Origin of the sequence: Vibrio chagasii, from assembly GCF_024347355.1 — a bacterium.
Taxonomy (GTDB): domain Bacteria; phylum Pseudomonadota; class Gammaproteobacteria; order Enterobacterales; family Vibrionaceae; genus Vibrio; species Vibrio chagasii.
Genome location: NZ_AP025466.1, coordinates 1,019,414 through 1,042,918 on the forward strand (window position 1 = coordinate 1,019,414; position 23,505 = coordinate 1,042,918).

17 protein-coding genes are annotated in these 23,505 nt (G+C 44.1%); 15 read left to right on the plus strand and 2 right to left on the minus strand.

Annotated elements, in window-relative coordinates; genetic code table 11:
- Nucleotides 1-422: 422 nt before the first annotated feature.
- A complete protein-coding gene (locus OCV52_RS20385; RefSeq protein WP_261900881.1) occupies nt 423-4,685 on the minus strand; it encodes a BspA family leucine-rich repeat surface protein in 4,263 nt (1,420 codons plus the stop codon).
- A gap of 452 nt (nt 4,686-5,137) precedes the next feature.
- Nucleotides 5,138-7,129, minus strand: a complete 1,992-nt coding sequence (locus tag OCV52_RS20390; protein ID WP_137407180.1) for a hypothetical protein — start codon at nt 7,127-7,129, stop codon at nt 5,138-5,140.
- Between the two features lie 285 nt (nt 7,130-7,414).
- Between OCV52_RS20390 and OCV52_RS20395 the strand changes: the two genes are divergently transcribed.
- The 15 genes from OCV52_RS20395 (at nt 7,415) to OCV52_RS20465 (ending at nt 23,451) form a co-directional block, all read left to right on the plus strand.
- Complete coding sequence (locus tag OCV52_RS20395) at nt 7,415-12,040, plus strand: coiled-coil domain-containing protein (protein WP_170222431.1); 4,626 nt, start codon at nt 7,415-7,417, stop codon at nt 12,038-12,040.
- A gap of 84 nt (nt 12,041-12,124) precedes the next feature.
- Nucleotides 12,125-12,304 carry a Flp family type IVb pilin gene (locus OCV52_RS20400; RefSeq protein WP_004740725.1) on the plus strand — a complete coding sequence of 60 codons (180 nt, stop codon included), beginning with the start codon at nt 12,125-12,127 and terminating at the stop codon, nt 12,302-12,304.
- Nucleotides 12,305-12,336: 32 nt separating this feature from the next.
- Entirely contained in the window at nt 12,337-13,209 is an 873-nt protein-coding gene (cpaB, locus tag OCV52_RS20405) for a Flp pilus assembly protein CpaB (RefSeq protein WP_017107661.1), read from the plus strand.
- Nucleotides 13,202-14,596: a type II and III secretion system protein family protein gene (locus tag OCV52_RS20410; RefSeq protein ID WP_137407151.1), complete on the plus strand. Its 1,395-nt coding sequence runs from the start codon at nt 13,202-13,204 to the stop codon at nt 14,594-14,596. Before cpaB ends, OCV52_RS20410 begins: the two co-directional genes overlap by 8 nt.
- 7 nt (nt 14,597-14,603) lie before the next feature.
- Nucleotides 14,604-15,227, plus strand: a complete 624-nt coding sequence (locus OCV52_RS20415; protein WP_137407150.1) for a CpaD family pilus assembly lipoprotein — start codon at nt 14,604-14,606, stop codon at nt 15,225-15,227.
- Nucleotides 15,224-16,384, plus strand: coding sequence for a P-loop NTPase (locus OCV52_RS20420; protein WP_137407149.1), 1,161 nt, complete (start codon nt 15,224-15,226; stop codon nt 16,382-16,384). The genes OCV52_RS20415 and OCV52_RS20420 overlap by 4 nt, the downstream gene beginning before the upstream one ends.
- The gene (locus OCV52_RS20425; RefSeq protein WP_137407148.1) at nt 16,384-17,733 is read left to right on the plus strand and encodes a CpaF family protein; all 1,350 of its coding nucleotides are present in this window, start codon (nt 16,384-16,386) and stop codon (nt 17,731-17,733) included. The genes OCV52_RS20420 and OCV52_RS20425 overlap by 1 nt, the downstream gene beginning before the upstream one ends.
- Nucleotides 17,730-18,638, plus strand: a complete 909-nt coding sequence (locus OCV52_RS20430; RefSeq protein ID WP_137407147.1) for a type II secretion system F family protein — start codon at nt 17,730-17,732, stop codon at nt 18,636-18,638. Before OCV52_RS20425 ends, OCV52_RS20430 begins: the two co-directional genes overlap by 4 nt.
- A complete protein-coding gene (locus OCV52_RS20435; protein ID WP_137407146.1) occupies nt 18,635-19,486 on the plus strand; it encodes a type II secretion system F family protein in 852 nt (283 codons plus the stop codon). Before OCV52_RS20430 ends, OCV52_RS20435 begins: the two co-directional genes overlap by 4 nt.
- The gene (locus OCV52_RS20440; protein ID WP_137407145.1) at nt 19,483-20,223 is read left to right on the plus strand and encodes a tetratricopeptide repeat protein; all 741 of its coding nucleotides are present in this window, start codon (nt 19,483-19,485) and stop codon (nt 20,221-20,223) included. The genes OCV52_RS20435 and OCV52_RS20440 overlap by 4 nt, the downstream gene beginning before the upstream one ends.
- Nucleotides 20,223-20,666 carry a TadE/TadG family type IV pilus assembly protein gene (locus tag OCV52_RS20445; protein WP_137407144.1) on the plus strand — a complete coding sequence of 148 codons (444 nt, stop codon included), beginning with the start codon at nt 20,223-20,225 and terminating at the stop codon, nt 20,664-20,666. Before OCV52_RS20440 ends, OCV52_RS20445 begins: the two co-directional genes overlap by 1 nt.
- A complete protein-coding gene (tadF, locus tag OCV52_RS20450) occupies nt 20,656-21,216 on the plus strand; it encodes a tight adherence pilus pseudopilin TadF (protein ID WP_137407143.1) in 561 nt (186 codons plus the stop codon). The genes OCV52_RS20445 and tadF overlap by 11 nt, the downstream gene beginning before the upstream one ends.
- Nucleotides 21,209-22,414: a vWA domain-containing protein gene (locus OCV52_RS20455; protein WP_137407142.1), complete on the plus strand. Its 1,206-nt coding sequence runs from the start codon at nt 21,209-21,211 to the stop codon at nt 22,412-22,414. The genes tadF and OCV52_RS20455 overlap by 8 nt, the downstream gene beginning before the upstream one ends.
- A 72-nt stretch (nt 22,415-22,486) precedes the next feature.
- Nucleotides 22,487-22,951 (plus strand): TlpA family protein disulfide reductase, encoded by a 465-nt coding sequence (locus OCV52_RS20460; protein WP_137407141.1) that lies wholly within the window; start codon nt 22,487-22,489, stop codon nt 22,949-22,951.
- The gene (locus OCV52_RS20465; RefSeq protein ID WP_063522939.1) at nt 22,951-23,451 is read left to right on the plus strand and encodes a DUF4266 domain-containing protein; all 501 of its coding nucleotides are present in this window, start codon (nt 22,951-22,953) and stop codon (nt 23,449-23,451) included. The genes OCV52_RS20460 and OCV52_RS20465 overlap by 1 nt, the downstream gene beginning before the upstream one ends.
- Nucleotides 23,452-23,505: the final 54 nt, after the last annotated feature.

Consider the following 23,505-nt stretch of genomic DNA (forward strand, 5'->3'; position numbering starts at 1 on the left):
TCGATGTACCGCTGCGCCAACTGCATCACCACATCTCAAATTCTCAAATCCAACAATGCAGTGCTAGGTGTCACTCGAGATTATTTCCCTTTTCATTCGCCAAGGTTAAAGTCGGTCACGATTTTCAACCAGCCGATATTATTATCGCGGTGAAGACCTCAACGTTTACCACAGAATCGTTTTTCGTGCTGGATAGTTTAGTAGCATTAACGTTATTCACTAATAAGTGACTCGAGTGATAAGCCGTACTCAACACATTGCGTCACGGATACTCCCAATATGTAAATGAATAAGACATGCTAGTAAGAGGTGAAGTTTACACCAACCTATTTTGTGATGTTTTTAAGTTTTCGCTAAGTGCCAACATAAAAACCAACCACTGCAATACTTTGCAATGACTGGTCTCTATACACAACGGTTAACTATAGGAAAAATCGTGGGCGATTCACTTGTTTTAAAGCACTGTAATATGGTGAGAAATCATCTGCAGCCTCAACATTATAAACATCCCAACCTATTAGTTCTTGATCAAATATGCGAGCACCAGCAAACATGTAGCTCATATCAGTGACATTACCCGTATTCCAATTGCCGATATCTTGGTTAAAAGCCTCAGTGTGAGCAAACATCCCTCTCATATCAGTGACATTACCCGTATTCCAATTGCCAATATCTTGGTTAAAAGCGTCAGCACTACCAAACATTCCGCTCATATCAGTGACGTTACCCGTATCCCAAGTGCCAATAGGTTGGTTAAAGACGCCAGCAGAACGAAACATGAAGCTCATATCAGTGACATTACCCGTATCCCAATTGCCGATATCTTGGTTAAAGTCGCTCGATGAAAATAAACCGCTCATATCGGTGACATGTGACGTGCAAAAACGCAGCCCCCCATCAGCCAGTGCATCTCGATTTTCGCGTAGGCGGATTAAATCGTCATCAACTACGAGATAATCCATGTTTTTATTGGTAAACGTTTCACCGATGTTTTTATCTAAGCAGCTTACGGTTTGTTGATACCAGCCACTGTTGAAGTCACTATAATGACGATCCCACCCAAAGATGTCTGTCATTTCGGCAAGACTGCTGGTGTTCCAGTCACTGATATCTTGGTTAAAAGCGTAAGCATCAGCAAACATCTCTATCATATTAGTGACATTACCCGTATCCCAATTACCGATATCTTGGTTAAAAGCTTCAGTGTGAGAAAACATCCCTCTCATATCAGTGACATTACCCGTATTCCAATTGCCGATATCTTGGTTAAAAGCGTGAGTTTCAAAAAACATGTAGCTCATATTAGTGACATTACCCGTATCCCAATTGCCGATAGGTTGGTTAAAAGCCTCAGTGTGAGCAAACATCCCTCTCATATAAGTGACATTACCCGTATTCCAATTGCCGATATCTTGGTTAAAAGCGTCAGCACTATCAAACATTCCGCTCATATCAGTGACGTTACCCGTATCCCAAGTGCCAATAGGTTGGTTAAAGACGCCAGCAGAACGAAACATGAAGCTCATATCAGTGACATTACCCGTATCCCAATTGCCGATATCTTGGTTAAAGTCGCTCGATGAAAATAAACCGCTCATATCGGTGACATGTGACGTGCAAAAACGCAGCCCCCCATCAGCCAGTGCATCTCGATTTTCGCGTAGGCGGATTAAATCGTCATCAACTACGAGATAATCCATGTTTTTATTGGTAAACGTTTCACCGATGTTTTTATCTAAGCAGCTTACGGTTTGTTGATACCAGCCACTGTTGAAGTCACTATAATGACGATCCCACCCAAAGATGTCTGTCATTTCGGCAAGACTGCTGGTGTTCCAGTCACTGATATCTTGGTTAAAAGCGTAAGCATCAGCAAACATCTCTATCATATTAGTGACATTACCCGTATCCCAATTACCGATATCTTGGTTAAAAGCTTCAGTGTGAGAAAACATCCCTCTCATATCAGTGACATTACCCGTATTCCAATTGCCGATATCTTGGTTAAAAGCGTGAGTTTCAAAAAACATGTAGCTCATATTAGTGACATTACCCGTATCCCAATTGCCGATAGGTTGGTTAAAAGCCTCAGTGTGAGCAAACATCCCTCTCATATAAGTGACATTACCCGTATTCCAATTGCCGATATCTTGGTTAAAAGCGTCAGCACTATCAAACATTCCGCTCATATCAGTGACGTTACCCGTATCCCAAGTGCCAATAGGTTGGTTAAAGACGCCAGCAGAACGAAACATGAAGCTCATATCAGTGACATTACCCGTATCCCAATTGCCGATATCTTGGTTAAAGTCGCTCGATGAAAATAAACCGCTCATATCGGTGACATGTGACGTGCAAAAACGCAGCCCCCCATCAGCCAGTGCATCTCGATTTTCGCGTAGGCGGATTAAATCGTCATCAACTACGAGATAATCCATGTTTTTATTGGTAAACGTTTCACCGATGTTTTTATCTAAGCAGCTTACGGTTTGTTGATACCAGCCACTGGTGAAGTCACTATAAGGATGATCCCACCCAAAGATGTCTGTCATGTCGGCAAGACTACTGGTGTTCCAGTCACTGATATCTTGGTTAAAAGCGTAAGCATGATCAAACATCCTTCTCATATTAGTGACATTACCCGTATCCCAATTGCCGATATCTTGGTTAAAAGCGTCAGCACCAGCAAACATCCCTCTCATATCAGTGACATTACCCGTATTCCAATTGCCGATATCTTGGTTAAAAGCGTGAGTTTCAACAAACATGAAGCTCATATCAGTGACATTACCCGTATTCCAATTGCCGATAGCTTGGTTAAAAGCGAGAGTGCCAGCAAACATCTCTCTCATATTAGTGACATTACCCGTATCCCAATTGCCGATATCTTGGTTAAAGTCGCTAAATAAAAATAAACCGCTCATATCGGTGACATGAGAGGTGCAAAAACGCAGTCCCCCATCAGACAGTGCATCTTGATTTTCGCGTAGGCGGATTAAATCGTCATCAACTACAAGATAATCCGTGTTTTTATACGTGAATGTTTCACCGATGCTTTTATCTAAGCAGCTTACGGTTTGTTGATGCGTACTGTTGGTGGGGAAACTGAAAGCACCAGCCCCCTCAAACATCCCTCTCATATCAATGACATTCGCCGTATCCCAATTGCCAATAGCTTGGTTAAAGTCATAAGAATGAGCAAACATATAGCTCATATCAGTGACATGACCTGTATCCCAATTGCCGATAGGTTGGTTAAAAGCTTGAGCGTGAGCAAACATCTCTGTCATATTAGTGACATTACCCGTATCCCAATTGCCAATAGCTTGGTTAAAGTCATAAGAATGAGCAAACATATAGCTCATATCAGTGACATGACCCGTATCCCAATTACCGATAGGTTGGTTAAAGTCATCAGCACGATAAAACATCCCTCTCATATTAGTGACATTCGCCGTATCCCAATTGCCGATATCTTGGTTAAAGTCGCTCGATGAAAATAAACCGCTCATATCGGTGACATAAGAGGTGCAAAAACGCAGCTCCCCATCAGCCAGTGCATCTTGATTTTCGCGTAAGCGGATTAAATCGTCATCAACTACAAGATAATTCGTATTTTTATACGTGAATGTTTCACCAATGTTTTTATCTAAGCAGCTTACGGCTTTTTTATACCAGCTGCTGTTGGAGTAACTAAAAGCATCAGCTCCCTCAAACATGTTGGTCATATGGGTGACCTTACCCATATTCCAGTTGCCGAGAGGTTGATTAAAGGCGCCAGCAGAATGAAACATTCCGCTCATATCAGTAACATTAGACGTATCCCAGTAACCGATAGGTTGGTTAAAGACGCCAGCAGAATGAAACATTCCGCTCGTATCAGTAACATTAGACGTATCCCAGTAACCGATAGGTTGGTTAAAAGCGCCAGCAGAATGAAACATTCCGCTCATATCAGTGACATTAGCCGTATCCCAGTCGCCGATAGGTTGGTTAAAAGCGCCAGCAGAATGAAACATTCCGCTCATATCAGTGACATTAGCCGTATCCCAGTCGCCGATAGGTTGGTTAAAAGCGCCAGCAGAATGAAACATTCCGCTCATATCAGTGACATTAGCCGTATCCCAGTCGCCGATAGGTTGGTTAAAGGAACTGGCTTTTCGGAACATATTAGCCATATTGGTGACCTGAGCCGTATCCCAGTTGCCAATAGGTTGATTAAAGGCGCCAGCAGAATGAAACATTCCGCTCATATTGGTGACCTTGGCCGTATCCCAGTTGCCAATAGGTTGGTTAAAGGCTTCGGCATAAAAAAACATTTTGCTCATATCGGTTACCTGGCGAGTATCCCAATCACTGATATCGACATTGAAACCCGGATATCTGTGCTGATTAAGCCTTTTCTTCTCAAACAACCCCCTCATATTGGTGACGTGGGAGGTACAAAAGCGCAAAATGTTCCCAACTAAGGCATCTTGATTTTCGCGTAGGCGGATTGAGTGGTCATCAACTACGAGATAATCCATATTGTTATGCGTAAACATTTCACCGATGTTTTTATCTAAGCAGCTTACTGTTTCTTGATGCAAACCGTTGATGCTAGAACTAAAAGCATATGCAGAGAAACTATTTAATAACAAAACAGCACTCAATACCGACAATGTTGCAGGAGTTGTTAAAGCCATAATTTAGTTTACCAATTTTAGGTGGATGAAATGGGCCAAAAGCCTTGGGGTTAGCACAACCAGATGCATAACTACTCTAATGCATGTTAGATACGAACCATTTAACTGACTGAGTGATTATTAGGCTCGCCGTACCACTAACCTGTGGCCTTTATAATTTTCTAATATCATGAACATGCCCCCTCCAAATCGCTTCGCAGCCTCAAACGCTCGTGAAAGGAAGGGATTTGACACGAGTAGAGCTGTTGTTGTCTAAAAAGGGATCATTTAAGTTCCTTACCTGTAAGCTCTCGTTCATGCGCAATCAAATAACTTGGAAGAACGTACTATCAGCCGGATAAGCTTCTACTTTTGGTTCATTATTGGAGCCTCTTAACAAATGAGCTTTGATATAATGGGAAAAACTAAATAAACAAGGGAGCTAGCCTCCCCTCTTTCTTTATTGAAGACCTTTAAAGGTTTTTATAAAAGGTTAACCACTCGCCTCGCTCTAAGCCGCTAACGTTCACTCCAGTGATGCCACTCGAGGTTGTTGCATTAGAAGGAGAGAATGAAAGGTTAACGTTTTTGAATTGTTCAGAAATACGACTTTCTGTTCCAGTTTGAGAAAGGACGTATCCCAAGTTGGTAGAGTTCCAACTTGAATTTCCACTGTCTTCCCATTTTTTGAGGAGTTCTTTTGTTACCAGTTGGCTGCCAACTTTAAGAGCCGGACCACTAATATTTCGAAATTGATAATAATCCACCCCTGAAGAAGTCACTGCAATGACCTTATCCTCTAATACATACAAGAAGTTGATCGCGCTACTTATCAACGCCTGGTGTACAAGTACAGATCTCTTCATGTTATCCACGATATAGAGCGAATTCTCGGTTGTAATAGCGCTCACAATTCCATCCGCCGATGTCGCCATATGGCGAATGGCACCATCAACCGCTAGCCCTCCGAGCTCTTTTTGCTGTGCGGAGTTTGAAATCCACTCGAGCTTATTATCTTCCAAGCCCAATAGAATTTGCTGTTGGGCAACAATGTTCGCGGTTTTCAAATTGATCTTGTCAATCGTCATCTTAGTCGAGAGGTTTGCAGCATTCACAACTTCAGATGCAACATTACTGCTTAAAGGGTGGTTACCGTAGATAACCAATACTTCACTCTCATCATAAGAGGGGAAAATTTGTGGCGACGAGGCCTTAAGCGGATGACGCAAACTCTTCATGGCGAGCGTGTCGGCACTTAACAACTTGAGTTCTTGAGAACCTACTGAACTACTGGAGCCCTTAACCGCCAACAAGGAACCGCTTTGCAACAAGGGGAGTACCGACGCAAAATTATCATTCATACACGATTGATTTGCGGATGGGTCAACCGCTGGTGTAGGTTTAATAACCGGAGGAAGCTCACCACCACTTCGACTGCTATAAGTATCTATTGCGAAAGCTTTTTTCTCTGCATCGTTACTAGAACTGCTTAACCTTGCTAAAAATACGCCATTGGAACCTTGGTCATTACATACATCACTTGCTGTCGGTGAAACGTAAGCCGTCGGCTTATAAACCTTATAAGCTTGAACGCCATCTAATGCTGGTACCAATTGAACGATTTCGTTCGATTTTACCGCGACCTCGCCACCCCCAGACCCACTTCCGTGACCGTGATCGTCATCGTCATCGTCATCGTCATCATGACCGTAGTGATCGTCGTGTGAACGAATACTCATCAAACCTGAATTAACTTCAGGCTCTGCATCTCCAATCAGTGTCACAGACTTATTACGTACAGCACTGTCTATTTGCATCACCATATCATCGGCAGTCAAAAATACGATTTGACCGCTAGCTCGATTCAAAGCGACGGATTTCGCACCAGACAATTGCGGTACCGCTTGTGAACCGCGGACAACCAAATCACTGTCAATTTGCAAGTGCCTCGAAGCGATCCCTGAAACGTCTACGTCAGACAGATCTAACGTTTGATGCTCGATCATAAGATCGAGTGCGTGGGCGATATTAGTATATGCTCTTTGCTTACCATCAGTTTGTGCCTTTTTCAGTGATTTTAGCAACACGTTAGACTTATCTTTAGGACCATATGCAGTGTCTAGTGAGGAAAAATTGACCCCAACGTGATCACCAAGCTTACGTTGAAGGGATGCCTTAGCCTGAGCCAGATCGTTACTAACCGTTGGGTTAAACATCATTTCACTATGAATCAAAGTGGTAAAAGGCGACACCAGTTCAAAGCCAGGAGGGGCGGTCAAAACCGCACCATCGTATTGCCTCAGCTGCGCATGCATAGATACGTTTGCAATACGTTTTTCTAGGTCACTACATACGCCATTCAGATCTGCATCGGCACATACTAATGAATTTTGAAAGGTATAGCTGGAAGGGACAGATCCAACAGGGCTCTCCCCATCAGAGCCCCCCCCACATCCTGTGACCATTAATGCACCACACACAGCAAGTGACAATTTACACATTAAAAAACTATTACCCACTTTCAAACTCATTATTTAAAACCTATTCGACTGACAAATTAATCAATTAAAAGAATATAATTTTGATATTAAATCATTTTTCGAAATAAAAGATCAAACAATATTGATAATCACTATCATTTAAATTAACATCAGCGGCCTTTCTTATGAGTAATTTATAAAATATTTGGAGTTCAAGTGGTAAGGAATCCATACACATTGGTGGGTGTTTCGCTCATGTCCACAATGCTAATGGCTTGTGGTGGCGCAGGATCAGATGAAAAACAGGCACAATCGTTCGTAGAAGCAGATGCAGAAAAACTGTCAGGGGTAGCTCTCGATGGTTACCTACACAAAGCGAAAGTCTGTTTAGATAAAAACCACAATGCTATGTGTGATTCCGCAGATGGAGATGTCTCAACAACAGATTCCAATGGGTACTTTGAATTAAATCTTTATGATGAGAGTTCAGAACAGACGCTCTTGGTTGAGGCAATCGCAAACCAAACCATCGACATGGATATGCCAAACCAGACCATAGATTTAACATTCACACTTGAAATACCAAAAACACACTCCGCGGTTGTTAGCCCGGTCACCTCACTCATCGCCAGCGTCGCACAAAGCAGTGGGATCAGCTTTGACATGGCGGCACAATTGATTGCCCAAGAGCTAGGAGTTGAGAAGCAACTGGTTATAAGTGATTACGCCTCATCAAACTCATCAAATAGCGAAGAATTACATATGCTTGCTCGCGGTTTAACCCGCGTAATTCAAGAGGCACAAAAGGCTTCCATTGAGGCAGGCATAGATCAAATAAATGCTCGTAAAGGCGCTATGTACAAACTCGCTTCGCTAGATCTAATCGCCTTGAAAGCGCGAACAGATTTACTCTCACATGGTGCACCTGGAACAAACAACACGTTGAAAAAACTTGGTGAGGCGTTCAAAGACCAACTTACAATATCTCAATCGGATATCAGCAGTGGTGCAATCTTAATCGCTCCTCCTGCACCTAAACATATCGAAGTAGATGATGTATCTGATACGTTCAACTGGCAATTTGTCCGTGGTTTCAACCAAAATTCAGATTACGAATACTCATTAGACTCGGGAAATACGTGGGCAACCGTGACCCGAAAACCGATTCATGTCGGGTCCCAAGCGCTCAAAGAAGGGGCTGTTCAGGTAAGAGTTGCCGCTTCGAAAACACGAAACACACCAGCAGGAAACATTGCAGTTTCAAATGAAGCATATACGTTAAAAACCGAGCCAGCGGCCCCTTATAAAATTTACGTCGATGATGCAAAAAACCGATTTGATTGGGATTTTGTCGATTCTTTCAATGCTCCAAGCCTTTATGAATACTCACTGGACAACGGAACCAACTGGATCCGGGCAACAGAAAAGCCACAGAATATCGCTGACCTCGATATACCAATTGGTCATTTACAAGTACGAGTTGCTGAAAATAGTACACTTGGACATCTAGCTGGTTCCATCAGAGCGGCAACCGCTCCAATGACCGTTACGCCACCAAAACCAGAGCAACCGACACTCGATTTTGCCAATGACAACAGCAACCTGATCAATTGGTTCTGGGTAGATGGCTACGAGGCCCCATCATTTTATGAGATAAAGCTTGGCCTTGATAAGGACTGGCAGGATGTAACGGGAGTTCCATTCATACTCGAAAATGCATCATACCCAGAGGGTACGATTTCGATTCGTGTGAAAAGTAACTCATCGAATGCGAGACCGACTGGATATGAACTGACGATCGATTCAGCTTTTACCCATTCAGATAGTCAACCGGTCGCCCCAACCAATCCAATGGTTGACGACACACAGGATACATTCCAATGGCAGCCCGTTGAAACATTTGAAGAAGTTGGTTCCTACGAGTATTCACTAGATCGAGGGCTTCACTTTAATGCGGTCACCGGTAATCCTCAGCTCGTTGATAATAAAGCTTTTGCCAGCGGACAGGTCTGCGTGCGAGTAAAAGAAAACGCGATAAAGCAGCACCCTCCTGGTGAACTGCTCTGCTCTGATAAACCCTATACTTTCAAACCTGATGCACCACAAAATCTGGTTGTAAATAATATCGACAACACTCTTGAGTGGAGCATCGTTGAGCCGTATAACCCCACGGATTATGAAGTGTCGCTCGATTCAGGGGCAACATGGACCAAAGTAGTGACAATGCCCTTCCATGTGGGTAACGAAGCGAGAAGCGCAACAGATGTCCAATTACGCGTAGCAAGAAGTGTCAGCCATGCCAGAGCTAGCGGTGAAATAGCTTCGCCTACGGAAGACTTCACCAAGGTATTCGATATCCCGGTACCCAAGGGAGTAGGAGCAAGGATCATTAATCCCGAATTTAAGGCTAACGCTAACCTCACCAACGGTTATGACTGGGATTATTGGCAAAAAGTCACCATTGGGGGGCAAGAAATCAGTTTCGAATTACCTCAACACTACGAATACACAAATGACCAAGGAAAAACATGGCATCCCGTTGTATCGAAGCCACAATTTATCGGCACCGAAGCGTATGACAAAGACAAGGTAGCCATTCGGTTAAAAGAAAATGCTAAAGAAACCGTTAAAAACCCTGCGAGCGAACCTCTTTGGGCAACAACAGATAAAACCGGTGAATTCTACGCAATCACATTTGTTCCGATGCAAGATTTAAATACCTCTGCAAAATTTAAAGAAACTGCATATGGACCGGGTTATAAGTGGGATAGTTTCAATTGCATCGCTGAATATGACAATGAGGGCAAAGGTGAGCCGATTTTTTGGGCTACGATACAGGCGTATAAAAAAATTTCCGATGTGTCCAGCACAGTTCGAGGATTAAACAATTGCGGTATCAACGATTGGAAGCTTCCTACAATGGATCAGGCCATCGAATTATCAAAGCAGAGTCGTGCCAATCTACCCAACAATCTAGACAGCTACTTGATAGAGAATGGAAGTAAGAGTGCTTGGGCCAATGACAATGGCAGTTACGTCATAGTGAAGAATGGTGAGGTTTATAGCACATCAAGTGCTTATGTGTACACAACATGGACGCTGCTCACGACCCAAGGCTTATTGAACCTCATCAATAATGAGACGGTAACAATAGACAACACCCCCAAAACAATCAACGAGTTACTCAATGAACAAAAAAATGGAGTTGATGGTGTTTTAGACGAGGCAAAAACCTTCTTAACAAACTGGTTTAGTAAGAACCAAACAGACAAGAGTTACGCTTTGTTAGAATTTGCGGCAAATGAAAAATTGGAGACACTGTCGGGCTTAACCGAGAAGTGGAAAAGTGGCTCTGATCTTTTCAACTCAAAGATTGCAAAATACGAATTGCAGATCAAGATAGCTCAACAACGCGGCAATACTCACGATACCCAAAAACTTGAAGACGCCCTCAACCATTTCATAGCAAAAACCTATGAACTAGAGCAAAACACTAAAACACTGGCAACACTGATAGAAGGCGCTGAGTTTGCTCAGAAACTGGCAAAAATTCAGCAAAAAAACGCGACGGTAGATGTAAAAGTCGGTTCGCTCAGAACGTCAAAAAATAAGGGTGAGGCAAAGGCAACACATGAAGCGAGTTTAGCGCTCAATCAAGCATTGTACTTGTTAGCGCAAGAGCGCGAGCAGGCAGAAAGTTTCATTGAATCGCTGAATAAGCATATAAGAAACTCTGATGATGAAACGCTGAAAGCACTGTATCGCAACCTTATTGATCAAATGGAAAAGCTAAAATCTCTTGATCTTACGATATTTGAAGGTGAAGCCAATAACGGTTTAAAAAACTCTGGTTACAAGGTACCAGAGGCTGAAGTGTTATTCGATAACGAACGATTTGCCAAGCTTGATAAATTTGGTCATTACCTCGATAAGACAACCACATATGCGCAAGGTTGGCGATGCGTTGAAGACACGCGTATTCCAGGCAAACGCAGAGTTTGGACGTTACTCAAAGACGGCTTACCACAAGGCGAAGACAAGCTCTTCTACGATGCTTCCGCATCTGGATTACCAAGCATTTTAGGGAGCGGCGGGCTTCTCGAAACCACCAATGCCGATGAAGGCATGTGTGGGTTTAAAGATTGGTCAGTCCCAAGTTTGACTCAACTGTGGTCTTTAAAGTCAAAACCAGTAAAACCAGAAAGCGAATACCTGACGTTGAATATAGAGGTATTCCCCCATCATTTAGCTTTGAACCCAGAGTATGATATGCGTACTGATGATGGGACAGTATTTTATTACTGGTCCAAAGATCAAAAAGACAATGCAAATATGCACATTGCACATTTTAAGGCAATCAACAAAAACCAAGAAACAAGCTTTGCAAGCACAGACAGTACTAGCCAAAAAATTACGTTAGCGCGATTGGTTCGTGAAGAAAAGGTAGCTTTAAAAGACTATGAGTATCTGGACGCGATGGGAAAAGTCGTTCCAAACAGAAACGATGCGATATGTGTTAAAGACTCAATCAGCGGCTTAGTATGGCAAATATTTCAATATGTAGATATAGATAAAGATGAATTGAAAAAGTATCGCTATAAAACATACCAACAGATTCAACAGGAGATAAATGTTTGGAATGACAACCAGAAATGCGGCTTGAAAGATTGGCGTATTCCAAGCAAATACCAGCTTTACGGGTTATTTCCCTTAAATACTAAGGTCTTTAAGCATAATAGTTTAGATGGTAGCAAGGATGACTATGTAACCAATAGCCCAGCTGAAAGCGGTAAGTTTAAGACTTTAAATATCACAACATTTTCAGAACGCTCTTATGAAAAAGAAGGTGGCTACAGGCCAAATTCAAAGCTTTATCGACTGGTTGCTGGTGAATAAAACCAACATATTGGCAATTAATCTTAATCTTAATATCAACTCCATCAGCCTCTACCGAGGCTGAATTACGCAAGGAATAACATCATGTTGAACAAAAAAAAGCAACGCGGCGCGGCTGCGATTGAGTACGCCATTCTCGCTGCCGCGATGTCTGTAGTTTTACTGTCTGTGGTTGGTGGCAAAGATGGGACACTGACAAACGCGATCACTGATGCCTATAGCACAGTGGTCGAAAAAATAGAGAAAGCACAAGAATCTGAATAAGCCCGTCTACTTATAACATTAAAGGAATAACCATGACTGCCAAGCGGCTCCTGTTGCTGTCGTTATTATGCTCAGTAGTCGCGTTATCTGTCTTACTGTTCAGTCAAGGCAATAACGCGTCAGAAAAAGTCTCAGTGCCAACCACTCAGCAAACCATTAAAGTATTGGTGCCATCTCGTACTATTGACATAGGCCAGAACTACACCCCAAATTCATTTCAGTGGAAAGCCATTCCCTTAGGTGAGTTGGAGAATTACATCGACTATGTGACACCAGAAAGTATCTCAGCCGACCACTCTATGTCTGGTATTGCCCAAACAAAGCTGGTCGAAGGGTCCGTATTATCACATGCAGACATTACTGAGCCAAAGGGAGGCTACTCACTCTCTTTTAAACTGCAGCCCGGCTATCGCGCTATTTCCGTCCCTGTTGATCAGATCACAGCAAATTCAGGCTTCATCCAACCAGGGGATCGAGTCGATATCCTACTTCTGGGCTCACAAGATGGTGAGCTGCTTCGTTACGGTAATTCGTCACAAGGGCTATATGTCACCACCATTGTTCATGATGCTAGAGTCTTGGCATTTAATAACACTCAAGCGGCAGAATCTTACCAAAAGGTGAGAGACTCCTATGGTGCGGTCATTCCCGATAACAGCAGCGTTTCTCTAGAGGTTACCCCAGAGCAAGCCAACCAAGTCGTGCTTGCTGAACAACTGGGAAAACTCACTCTTGCACTGCGTGGACAAAACGACACCCAAGTTAACGTTCAACAAGCAAACTCAGTCACACTAGAAGTGATTTCTCCAGACACCACTCAGATATTGCCTGACGTCGGTCTGGTGGAATTTAGAGCCGATAACAAAACGATTAATAATAAAACCGGAGCTGATAACAATGGCTAGTACCTGTCGTTGGTGGGGGATTCTCCTGCTATCAAGCCTTTGCCTCTCTTTTGCATCAGCAGCATCTGCGCTTGATGTGACAATCAATGAGGCAAAAATGATTCGCCTGCCAGAAAAAGCGAAGTCGATTTTCATCTCTAGCACTCATATTGCGGATTACCAAACCTTAACCAACACCAAGGTGATGGTATTTGGCAAACGAGCTGGCAGCGCCACCATCACCGTTTTGAACGAGCAAGAACGCGTTATCTATACCAATAAGATTCGTGTGACTCACAACAGCCGCGAATTCAATGAATTAGTGAAAAACAAGTTCCCAGAAGCGTCAGTTAACGCAGAATCCTTAGGCGGCAAACTGTGGTTAAAAGGCCGTGTTCCTTCCCCAATGATGGCGCACAATATCGTGTCATTGGCGAAAGGGTATCTGTCTCCCATTGTTAACCAAACTGAGCAGAAAGAAGGCTCGAACACAAACAAAAATAACAGTAGTGACAGTGCACTGACTCAAAATCAGCCTACCTCCTCCAAAGAAGAGGAGCTGATTAATCAATTGGTTGTCACCATGCCAAATCAAGTCAACATTCGAGTAAAAATCGCCGAAGTCTCTCGAAATGTCTCCAACAAACTCGGAATCAAATGGGGCTCACTCGCCGGAGGCGTAGGACAATTTTACTTTGCAAAGTTTCCTAATGTCAGTAGCTGGGGAAAACCAAGCATCACAACACTGGTTGATGCATTAGCAAGTAACGGCATGATGTCTGTGCTAGCTGAACCTAACTTGACGGCAATGTCTGGTGAAGATGCAGAATTTCTAGTAGGTGGACAGGTTCCACTGCCATTGATTACTGCTGATACCACTCAAATCGAGTACAAAGACTTCGGTGTAAAACTGAACTTTACGCCCACCGTGCTTAGCCAAAATCGCATCAGTTTAAAAGTAAACCCAGAAGTCAGCAACGTCTCGATTGACGGGCAACAAGTAATACAAGGAGCTAACTTTCCCTCTTTCACTACTCGCAGTGCTTCTACCACCATCGAGCTAGCCAGTGGGCAAAGTTTCGCTTTAGGCGGCTTATTAAAGTCTGAAGATATTGAACAATTACAAAAAGTACCACTTGTCGCGGAGATACCAGTACTAGGAAGTCTCTTCCGTTCAACGGAATTCACTCGCCGAGAAACAGAGTTAATCATCATTGTCACGGCTTATCTAGTGCAACCAACTCGTTCAGATTCGATGCAGCTACCAACCGACGGTCTCATTCCATTAAGCGATGTTGAACGTCTTCTGGCACTGCCGAGAATTCAGCGTAAAAGAACACACGACCAAGAAACATACACCGACAACCAGAAGCCTCGCTTGCTGGGTGACAACGGGTTCTATTACTGAGGACATCATGAACAAATTATCCTTATTACTCCCTGCCCTATTTATGTTTGCGGGATGCGCACCTACGCCAACCACTCAGCAACCATCGGTCGATGTGGTGTCGGTTACGAACAAGTTCTCTCTAACGCTTTCAGGAAAAGCCCTGTCAGATCAGGAAAAGGCGGATATTTCTGATTTCATATCTCGCCGAGGTGCATTAAGTAACTTGATGGTCAAAATAACAAAAACAACGCCGAAAGGTGAAAGTCAGATAGAGAAAGTAAGGCTTCACCTGATCGAATCAGGCCTCTATCCATCACAAATTTGGGTAGCAGACGAGGCTACAGAAGGTAAAGGCGACATCACCATTTTAGTCGAGTCTTACCGCGCCAAAGTCACAGCCTGTGACGCGGGTAAAACGCCAAGAACCACAGTCAACGCCTACCGCACACAGCGCAATTTTGGGTGTGCCAATGCCAATGCCCTTGCACAAATGGTAGCCAACCCTAAAGATCTGATCGTCGGTCAACCGATGAGTGGTACTCAAGGACAAAAAGCTGTCTCTAGTATCGATAACTACTTGGCTCCACCACCCCAAAACCAACAAACAATTAATGGCTCTTCGACGAACACGCTAGGGGGCTCGCTATGAATAAAGTACACCAGTTAACGGTACTCATCGCTGCGTCCGAGCAACTCGACACCCTATCGCTTAAAGCGACATTGAGTGACTTTGGTATTAACCACATTATCACCTCTTCCAATCAAGAGGATGAGGTAGTACGACAGGTCCTAAAACATGGTATCACAACTGTATTTCTCGACGTGATGAGTTGTGAGTTAGCAGAATCGAAACAGGCGGTGCAACGCTTAATTAAGCGTACAGGGTGCCAAATTATTGTGATTGGGCAATCCAATGAAATTTTCATTTACCGTGGCATGCTGGCATCAGGCGCGAGTGACTACTTAGTACCTCCTGTGACGACGCAAGACTTAGAACACGTTTCCTTTACGGCCTTGCAAAACAGTAACGGGAAACGCAATGAAAAAGTCATCTCGGTTGTCAGTACCAAAGGGGGCGCAGGTAGCAGCACTATTACCGCAACGCTTTCTCAACAACTGGCCGAACTAGGTAAGCAAGTCGCTTGCCTAGACCTCGACTTTTCAATGGGCGATTTGGATCTACTACTCAATGTTGAAGGGAACCCAGCATTAATAGAGCTTTTACAATATCCAGAAAGACTTGAACCACTTGTATTCGAGCGCTGCGGGATCAGTGTGGATGAAAAACATACTCTTTTTACTGGCTATCTACCTCTAGATGCCGCGCCATTTTGGCCACAAAAGAGTGCTTTGGACCAATTTACCCAGTTTTGCCTACAAAAAGCAGACTACCTGGTAATGGATATCCCAACTTACTCCTTACGTGATCAAGTTGGCTTCAACGCGCTGAAAAGCGCCGATATAAGAGTCATTGTTATTGAACCAACACTGGGGGCTATCCGCAATGCTGGCCAAATTATCAAGCGATTACAGGAGCCGTCCTCTTCACAGACGATAGTGATCCTGAATCATTGTAAGTCAGACTCTGCATCAATGATTTCTGTAAAGGACGTGCAAAAATCATTAGGCGTCAAAGTTGATATTATCATTCCGTTTTTACCTAACCATTTTATAGGCAATTCATCACTCGGACACCCTGCTCACAAAGGTAATAAAAAGGCTAAGCTTGCGTTCAATTCTCTCATCGAGTTGATCACCGGTGAAGTGCCTCAGAGCAGTCGCCGCTTTTGGAAGCGAGGTGCATAATGTTTGGTCAGAACCCTCAGGTCATTGAACAAGATGTAAACGGTGGCGCACGAATAAATCAATCTAGCGTAACCTCGACACCTTCCATACGTGAGCACTACCATGTTATTCACGAAGAGGTTATCAAGGCCATCGACCCATCGGTTGTAGTCAGCTTAAGTGCGTCAGCTCTAGAGGCCCGAATTGCTGAGCTCGTGTCGGAAATAGTGATCTCCAAGCAATTGCCATTAGGCCACAGTGATGTGACTCATTCTGTAGAACAACTGCTGCATGAATTTTTAGGTTTGGGACCGCTTCAGCATTTGATTGAAGACCAAACGGTCACAGACATTATGGTCAATGGTTACCGCGAAGTTTACGTAGAACGTTCCGGAAAACTGCAAAAAACCACGGTTCAATTTCGTAATGAAGAGCAGCTGCTCAACTTAGCACGACGTATCGTGAGCAAGGTGGGTAGGCGAATTGATGAATCGAATCCATTAGTCGATGCAAGACTGGATGATGGCAGTCGTGTCAACGTGATGATTCCACCTTTAGCGCTCGATGGGACCTATATTTCAATCCGAAAATTTAATGAGAATAAACTCTCATTGGCTCAGTTAGAGGGCCTCGGAGCGATGTCCAAATCAATGGTTAAGTTAATCGATATCATCGTTCGTTCTCGTCTTAACGTTCTTGTTGCAGGTGGCACAGGCGCAGGTAAAACTACATTGCTGAATGCGATGTCTTTTAGCATTCCACCTCAAGAACGCATCATTACCATTGAAGACACTGCCGAACTGCGATTACAACAACCACATGTAGTACGTGCAGAAACTCGCCCAGCCAACGCAGAAGGTTTAACACCAATAACCCAGCGAGAATTGGTCAGGAATGCATTGCGTATGCGACCAGATCGCATCATTTTAGGCGAAGTTCGTGGTGATGAGGCCTTTGAGATGATGCAAGCGATGAACACAGGCCACGATGGTTCTCTGTGTACACTGCACGCTAACTCGGCGGCAGATGCTCTGGTTCGAATGGAAAACATGTTGATGATGAGCCAAGCCACTTTACCGCTCTTCGCGCTACGCCGCCAAATCGCTGACACCATTGATGTCGTAATCCAAGTTGAGCGAATGCGTGATGGGAAAAGGCGTATTGTTTCAATAACAGAAGTACAGGGTATTGAAAGCGAACAATACATTACTCATGACCTTTTTACCTTTGATGCATTGTCTGAGGATCAACAAGGAAACATTATGGGGTGCTACAAAAGTGCTAGATGTGTCCCTCACTTCAACGAGAAAGTCAGACACCACCAGCTAGATAAACAACTAAGAGCTGCGATGGAGGTCGACGTCGTATGATCCTAGTTCTAGTAGTACTAAGCACATTACTAAGCCTCTTATTGTTGAGGCGTCGAGCGAGACATGCCAACGTCAATAAACGATTACAGCTTGTCAGCTATCAGCAACAGGCATCTAGCATCTCGATAAAAAAAGACGACCATATACGTTCTAATAAACTATATGCGCGATTTCGAAGAATCAATGCCTTACTCTGCACCTCTGACAAGGGGTTTATTATTCTTACTGCGATTGGCTTTCCAATTGCAAGCCATGCTTTTTTGCCAAAGGTAGCCCTTTACTACCAGGTAATTGCTGTTGCCGGTTTATGGCTCACTTGTTTCTTCGCTTTGGTTTTCTACCGCCGTAAATTGCAAGTAGAAGAATTCGAGAAAAGCATTATCAGTGTGCTTGGTTTAATTTCTAGAGCCGTTTCTGCAGGCTTATCTGTTCCACAAGCTATCGACCAAGTCGCGCAAAATGAACAGGGGTTACTCGGTCGTGAGTTCTCATATATTCGTGACAACTTGGCACTTGGGCTTAGCTTAAGAGACACGTTAGAGGACGCGTGTATTCGCCTTCCTTACCATAGCTTTCGTTATTTCTCTGTTGCTCTCATCCTAAATCAGTCGAATGGTGGTCAACTACGTGACATTCTTCAAGGCCTGAGTCGAACGATGCATGACAACCGAGCGATGAGAAAAAAGGTGAAGAGCTTAACCTCTGAGCCTCGAATGACTGCTCTATTTTTATCTCTATTACCCATCGGCTTAATTGGAAGCATAGCTTGGATAGAACCCACAATGGCCGATCGATTGATCAATACTGAATCGGGACAAAATGTACTTATTTACGTACTGAGTAGCATCTGTTTTGGCACCTTGATTCTAAACTCCTTAACACGCAATAAAAGGTTCTCTTCATGACCTACTTTGCCTCATTGATGATAGGGACAGGACTACTACTGGCCCTGATTGCGCACCTTTATTCATTTAAACGAGATATCGTCAAAAATAGGCTCATGTCTGTTTCTGCTTATTCTAATAAATACTCAACAACCTCAAGCGATTGGGGCTTTCAGGGTCAAGAATCTCGACGTCGAAAGCTGACCCTAATTGGTTTAGGATCACCAAATGCAGAAACTTATTTTCTCGTAATAAGGTTCACCCTAATGACCGTTGGCGCCATGATTTGGCACATGACTCAAATCTCGGAGTCGAACGTGTACTCAATAGCGGAATGTATCGCCATCGCCATCGTCACCGGCATTCTTATCGATCGGATTCTCGATTGGTGGGTAAACCAAATGCTAATGCAAATTAGTCGTGTCGTGCCTGACGCAATTGATTTGATGGTGATCTGTGTTGCATCAGGTTTAACACTCGAAGCGGTATTCCGCTGTGTTGGTGAAGAGATGCGTTCGATCTCTCCTGCATTGTCACGCGAGTGGCTGTTAACCGCGACAGAGATATCGGTTCTCGATTCACCACAAACGGCACTTAACAACTTAGACAAACGAATACAACTGCCTGACATCAACAATGTCGTCACCACGATGAATCAAGCACTTCAATACGGTACACCGCTTGCTGACGCTCTGAAGCTTATCGCTTCTGATAGCCGTCAATACTACTTTCTCGAACTGGAGGAGTGGGTCGGAAAAATACCAGCAAAAATGTCGTTCCCTTTAGTGGTCTTTATTATGTTGCCAGTAGTCGCCATCATCATTGCACCAATTATGCTTAATTTAATGCAAACATTGGGGGGAATATGAGACACACCATTCTATGTTGCCTACTTGCGATACTCACAGGGTGCCAATCAACAAACAAAACACAAAATGAGCACGTAGAGGACATGAAAGTAGCTGAAGTTGCGCTAATGAACGGTAAGCCTGAGAGCGCCATGGATCTCTATCGCAAAATGTTGGTAGCGAAACCCAATGACCCGCAGTTACTACTGTTGATGGGCTCCGCAGCCAATCAAGCCAGTCGTTATGACGAAGCACTGCATTACTTAAAGCGTGCTATCGAGCTTAATCAATCCAGTGCGATTTACCGTGAGTTAGGCCGTTCATGGCTAGCTTTAGGAGAGCTTGAACAAGCAACCTCGGCTCTTGAAGAATCTGTTCGACTGGAGGCTTTCGATGACGTTGCTCAAAATAGCTTAGGAGTCAGTTACTCGCTCAATAAGCAGTATTCCAAAGCCAGAGAGTGTTACTCAAATGCACTTAGCTTAATGCCTTCAAGCAACGAGTACAGAAACAACCTCGCTATGGCTTGGATACTCGATGGTAAACCAGAGCAAGGGATTCGAATTCTGCACCCGATCTTTGTTAGAGGTGAAGCGAGCGTAAAACTCCAGCTTAACCTTGCTTTGGCTTACGCGCTTTCTGGTGACAGCGAGTCTGCGAAAGCGATCGCTCGTGAGCATCTGTCGCAACCGGAATACGCGAACAATAGCTTGTATTACCAAGCCCTAGCCGCACACGCTAAGCGAGGAGAACAATAATGCTCTCTCGTCAGAAAGGTGCGAATAGCGTTGAGTTTCTAATGATCACCCTACCGTTTCTATTGCTGATACTAGGGTTCTTTGACATCTGCCGTCTGCTACTGGTCAACATCATCTTCGATGTCGCCGTTAATGCAGGTGCTCGAGAAGTCAAAACTAGACCAGTTGGCCCTTTATCAAATCAAGTTTTCATCGACACTATCGACAAGTTCCCGCTGATCGATCGCAGCAAGATCAAGTTGTCGCAACCTTTGTACGTTGAAAACCTACCGGACTTAGTTAACGAGAAGGCGGCACCAATAAGCAAAGCAGTATTAGGGGAGTACACGGTGTCTTACGCATCCTCATTCGCTCTGCTGCCTAGCCTTTCAACCCGTTTTTTAGAACGTACCGGCAACATAACAACCTTGGAAAAAAAGGTATTGGTGAGTTATGACGGTTAATAACACACACACCAAAAAACAAGCGGGATCAGCCGCCGTTGAGTTCCCATTTGTCGTGCTCGCGATGATGTTCATTCTGTGGGGGTTGGTTGCTATCTACCGCTTATTCAGTATGCAGACTCAGTTAGACAATGTTACTTACAACCTAGTGAATGCGATTTCTTCAACTCAACTCAAACCAGAGCAAGGGAAGAATGGTTTACCCGAGACTCTGAAAGGTCCATTACTCGTGCTCGCTGAACGTTATCTGCCGAGTAGTATTGCCCGCGGCGATATTGGGATTTTACTTGAAAGTCGTGTCTTTGATACTGCTGCTTCGACGTGGGAATACGAATATCTTTATGCAGGAAGCAACTGCCAAAGTGACCCACCTATTGAGGACCTTACGGACATGCTTGTTGTAGGCAACGGTGATCCTGCATTGAATGGAACACCATCCACTTTGATTCAACTGACCATATGCGTAAAGACACCATTTGACTACGAACGACTTGATCTTCCAAAAAGCCTAAAAAGCTCATCAGTAGTGGTAGGTAAGCACTATGGTTAACTCAATGTTTAGCGGCCTAGCCCGGCAGCAAAAAGGTTCCATCACTCTTTCCTTTCTTGCACTACTGCTCCCTGCACTATTTATCGCTGTTGGCACTCTGATGATCTGCGCGCAAGTGATGGTTTCTAATCGAGCTGCGCAAGCCGCTGACTCTGCCGCACTGGCTTGTGCTTTTGCTGATGAGGCGACTTCGAAAATGATGCGCGCATACCAAAGTTACTACCACCCAACATTGAAAGGTGTGAGTGGATTAACGCCAGAAAACCAAGGCTGCCGAATTAGCCTAGGTTACTCCGTTACACCGCTACTACCGCATTTCAGCTATGAACGCTATGACCAAAATGTGACTGCAACAGGTGGTGGCTTTAAGGGGGTGGTTGAAAGCAAACACTCTACGATTCCAACAGAGCTGGTATTGGTACTCGACGTATCTGGCTCCATGAGCTCAAACATACAGTCACTAAAATCTATTTTGTCGAATGCCTTGAATACAATTCAATCTCAGAGCAATAACGCTAACGATTTAGATTCAGTAAGGATTTCGATCGTTCCCTTCGATTCTGGAGTGGCAACACATCGCCCGCCTTGGTTATCCGAAGAAAGAGCCGGAATCTACTGTATCGATGGACTTAGCTATCGTAATGGCGATTTCTCTGCGGCGCTGACCGTAGATAACCTCGCGACGCTGCATTCAGAGCGACCGGTGAAGTTTACACCGCCAAGTAAGTGGTTAAGCGACTGTAATCAAGAGTCACCAATGCTGCCCTTGACCAATGTCTTTTCCCGCGTCCAAAACTCGATAAACAGCCTGAAAGCAAATGGCGGTACTCGCTCTTATCAAGGTTTGGTATGGGGAGTGAGGCAGCTTATCCCAAGTTGGCAACAAGCATGGGGAATACACGTAAGCACGGTAGCCGAAACTAGAAGAAAACTGGTGTTATTCACCGATGGCGCTGACGAAGGAAACGCGTTCAATCAACTCGTAAACGCTGGGTTCTGCACTAAGGCTATCAAGCAATACGGCATTGAAATGAATTTCATCGGCTATGGCGTCAGCCCAACTCGAATTACTCAATTCGAGAACTGTGCAGGAAATCCTTTACGCGTATTCAGTGCCACCAATACGACACAACTTAACGAGTACTTTTCCGACATTTTGGCGGTTGAATACTCAGCAAGCATCCAACTCACTCGCTAATTCAAACAAAGCGTGTGACTCAAAACATCTGAAATTAAAACAAACAAATTTAAAAACAATATGGAGAAATACATGTTTACACGAGCCCTAGCGTTATTAGCGCTGTGCCTTTCTTTACCTGCAATGGCTTATCAAGAAGGCGATGCTTTATCGCAAGACGTTGTCAAGAAACTGCAACTCAACAACGAGGAGCTCACTATTGTCGACTTCTTTGCTGAGTGGTGCGTTTCTTGCCGTAAAGAACTTCCAGAAGTAAACCAACTCTACAAAGAAGTCAAAGGCACTGGCGTGACATTCAAAGGTGTTGATGTCGATGAGGATGTTGAAGTTGCTCTTGAGTTTCAAAGGCAACTCGGATTGGAATTCCCAGTAGTCAACGATCCAGAGCAAGCATTGATCGCAGAGTTTAAACCTATCGGTATGCCTGCACTTTATTACATCTACCAAGGCAAGGTTATCAAGATTCGCTTTGGCGCAATCAACCACATTGGCGACGTCATTACTGATGACCTAGTGAAAATGGGAGTGCAGTTATGATGTTGATGAAAGCCACTCTTGTTGGATTGCTCGCTATTCCAATGACCACGAACGCGGCTCTTGAACTCGACCTTAGTGGTTTAGGAAAAAAGTCCGTTGAACAGCAAACCAGTAATAACAGCACTAATAGCGATGGCCCTATCGTAGAAGAAGAGATCATTTCCGGCACGGTTTACTCCAGTGGCGGCACGCACTCAAACCAAACCACCAAAAGCGCAACTAGACGCAACATCGACATGGTGACACCAAAGGCAAAACAGCTGGTTATCAAAAAAAAAGAGCCAGAAGAGACTAACAAGCCTTCAGCGTTAGCGTTTGTCGATGAATTTCTTGGTATTGAGCCGGTAAAGCCTTGGGAGAAAGGGACGCTAGCTCAAAAAGAGATGAAACCGGGCGGTCCAGTACCAGAATTCGATGTTTTCTCTGAAAAAGTCTTTGCCTACAAACAGGGCTCTGTGGGTGGCAGCGGTGTTGGCGGTGGCGGCTGCGGCTGTAACTAACCATTAAATCGATCCAATAAACTCAATCGACAAAAACACTCAATCAATAAAAAA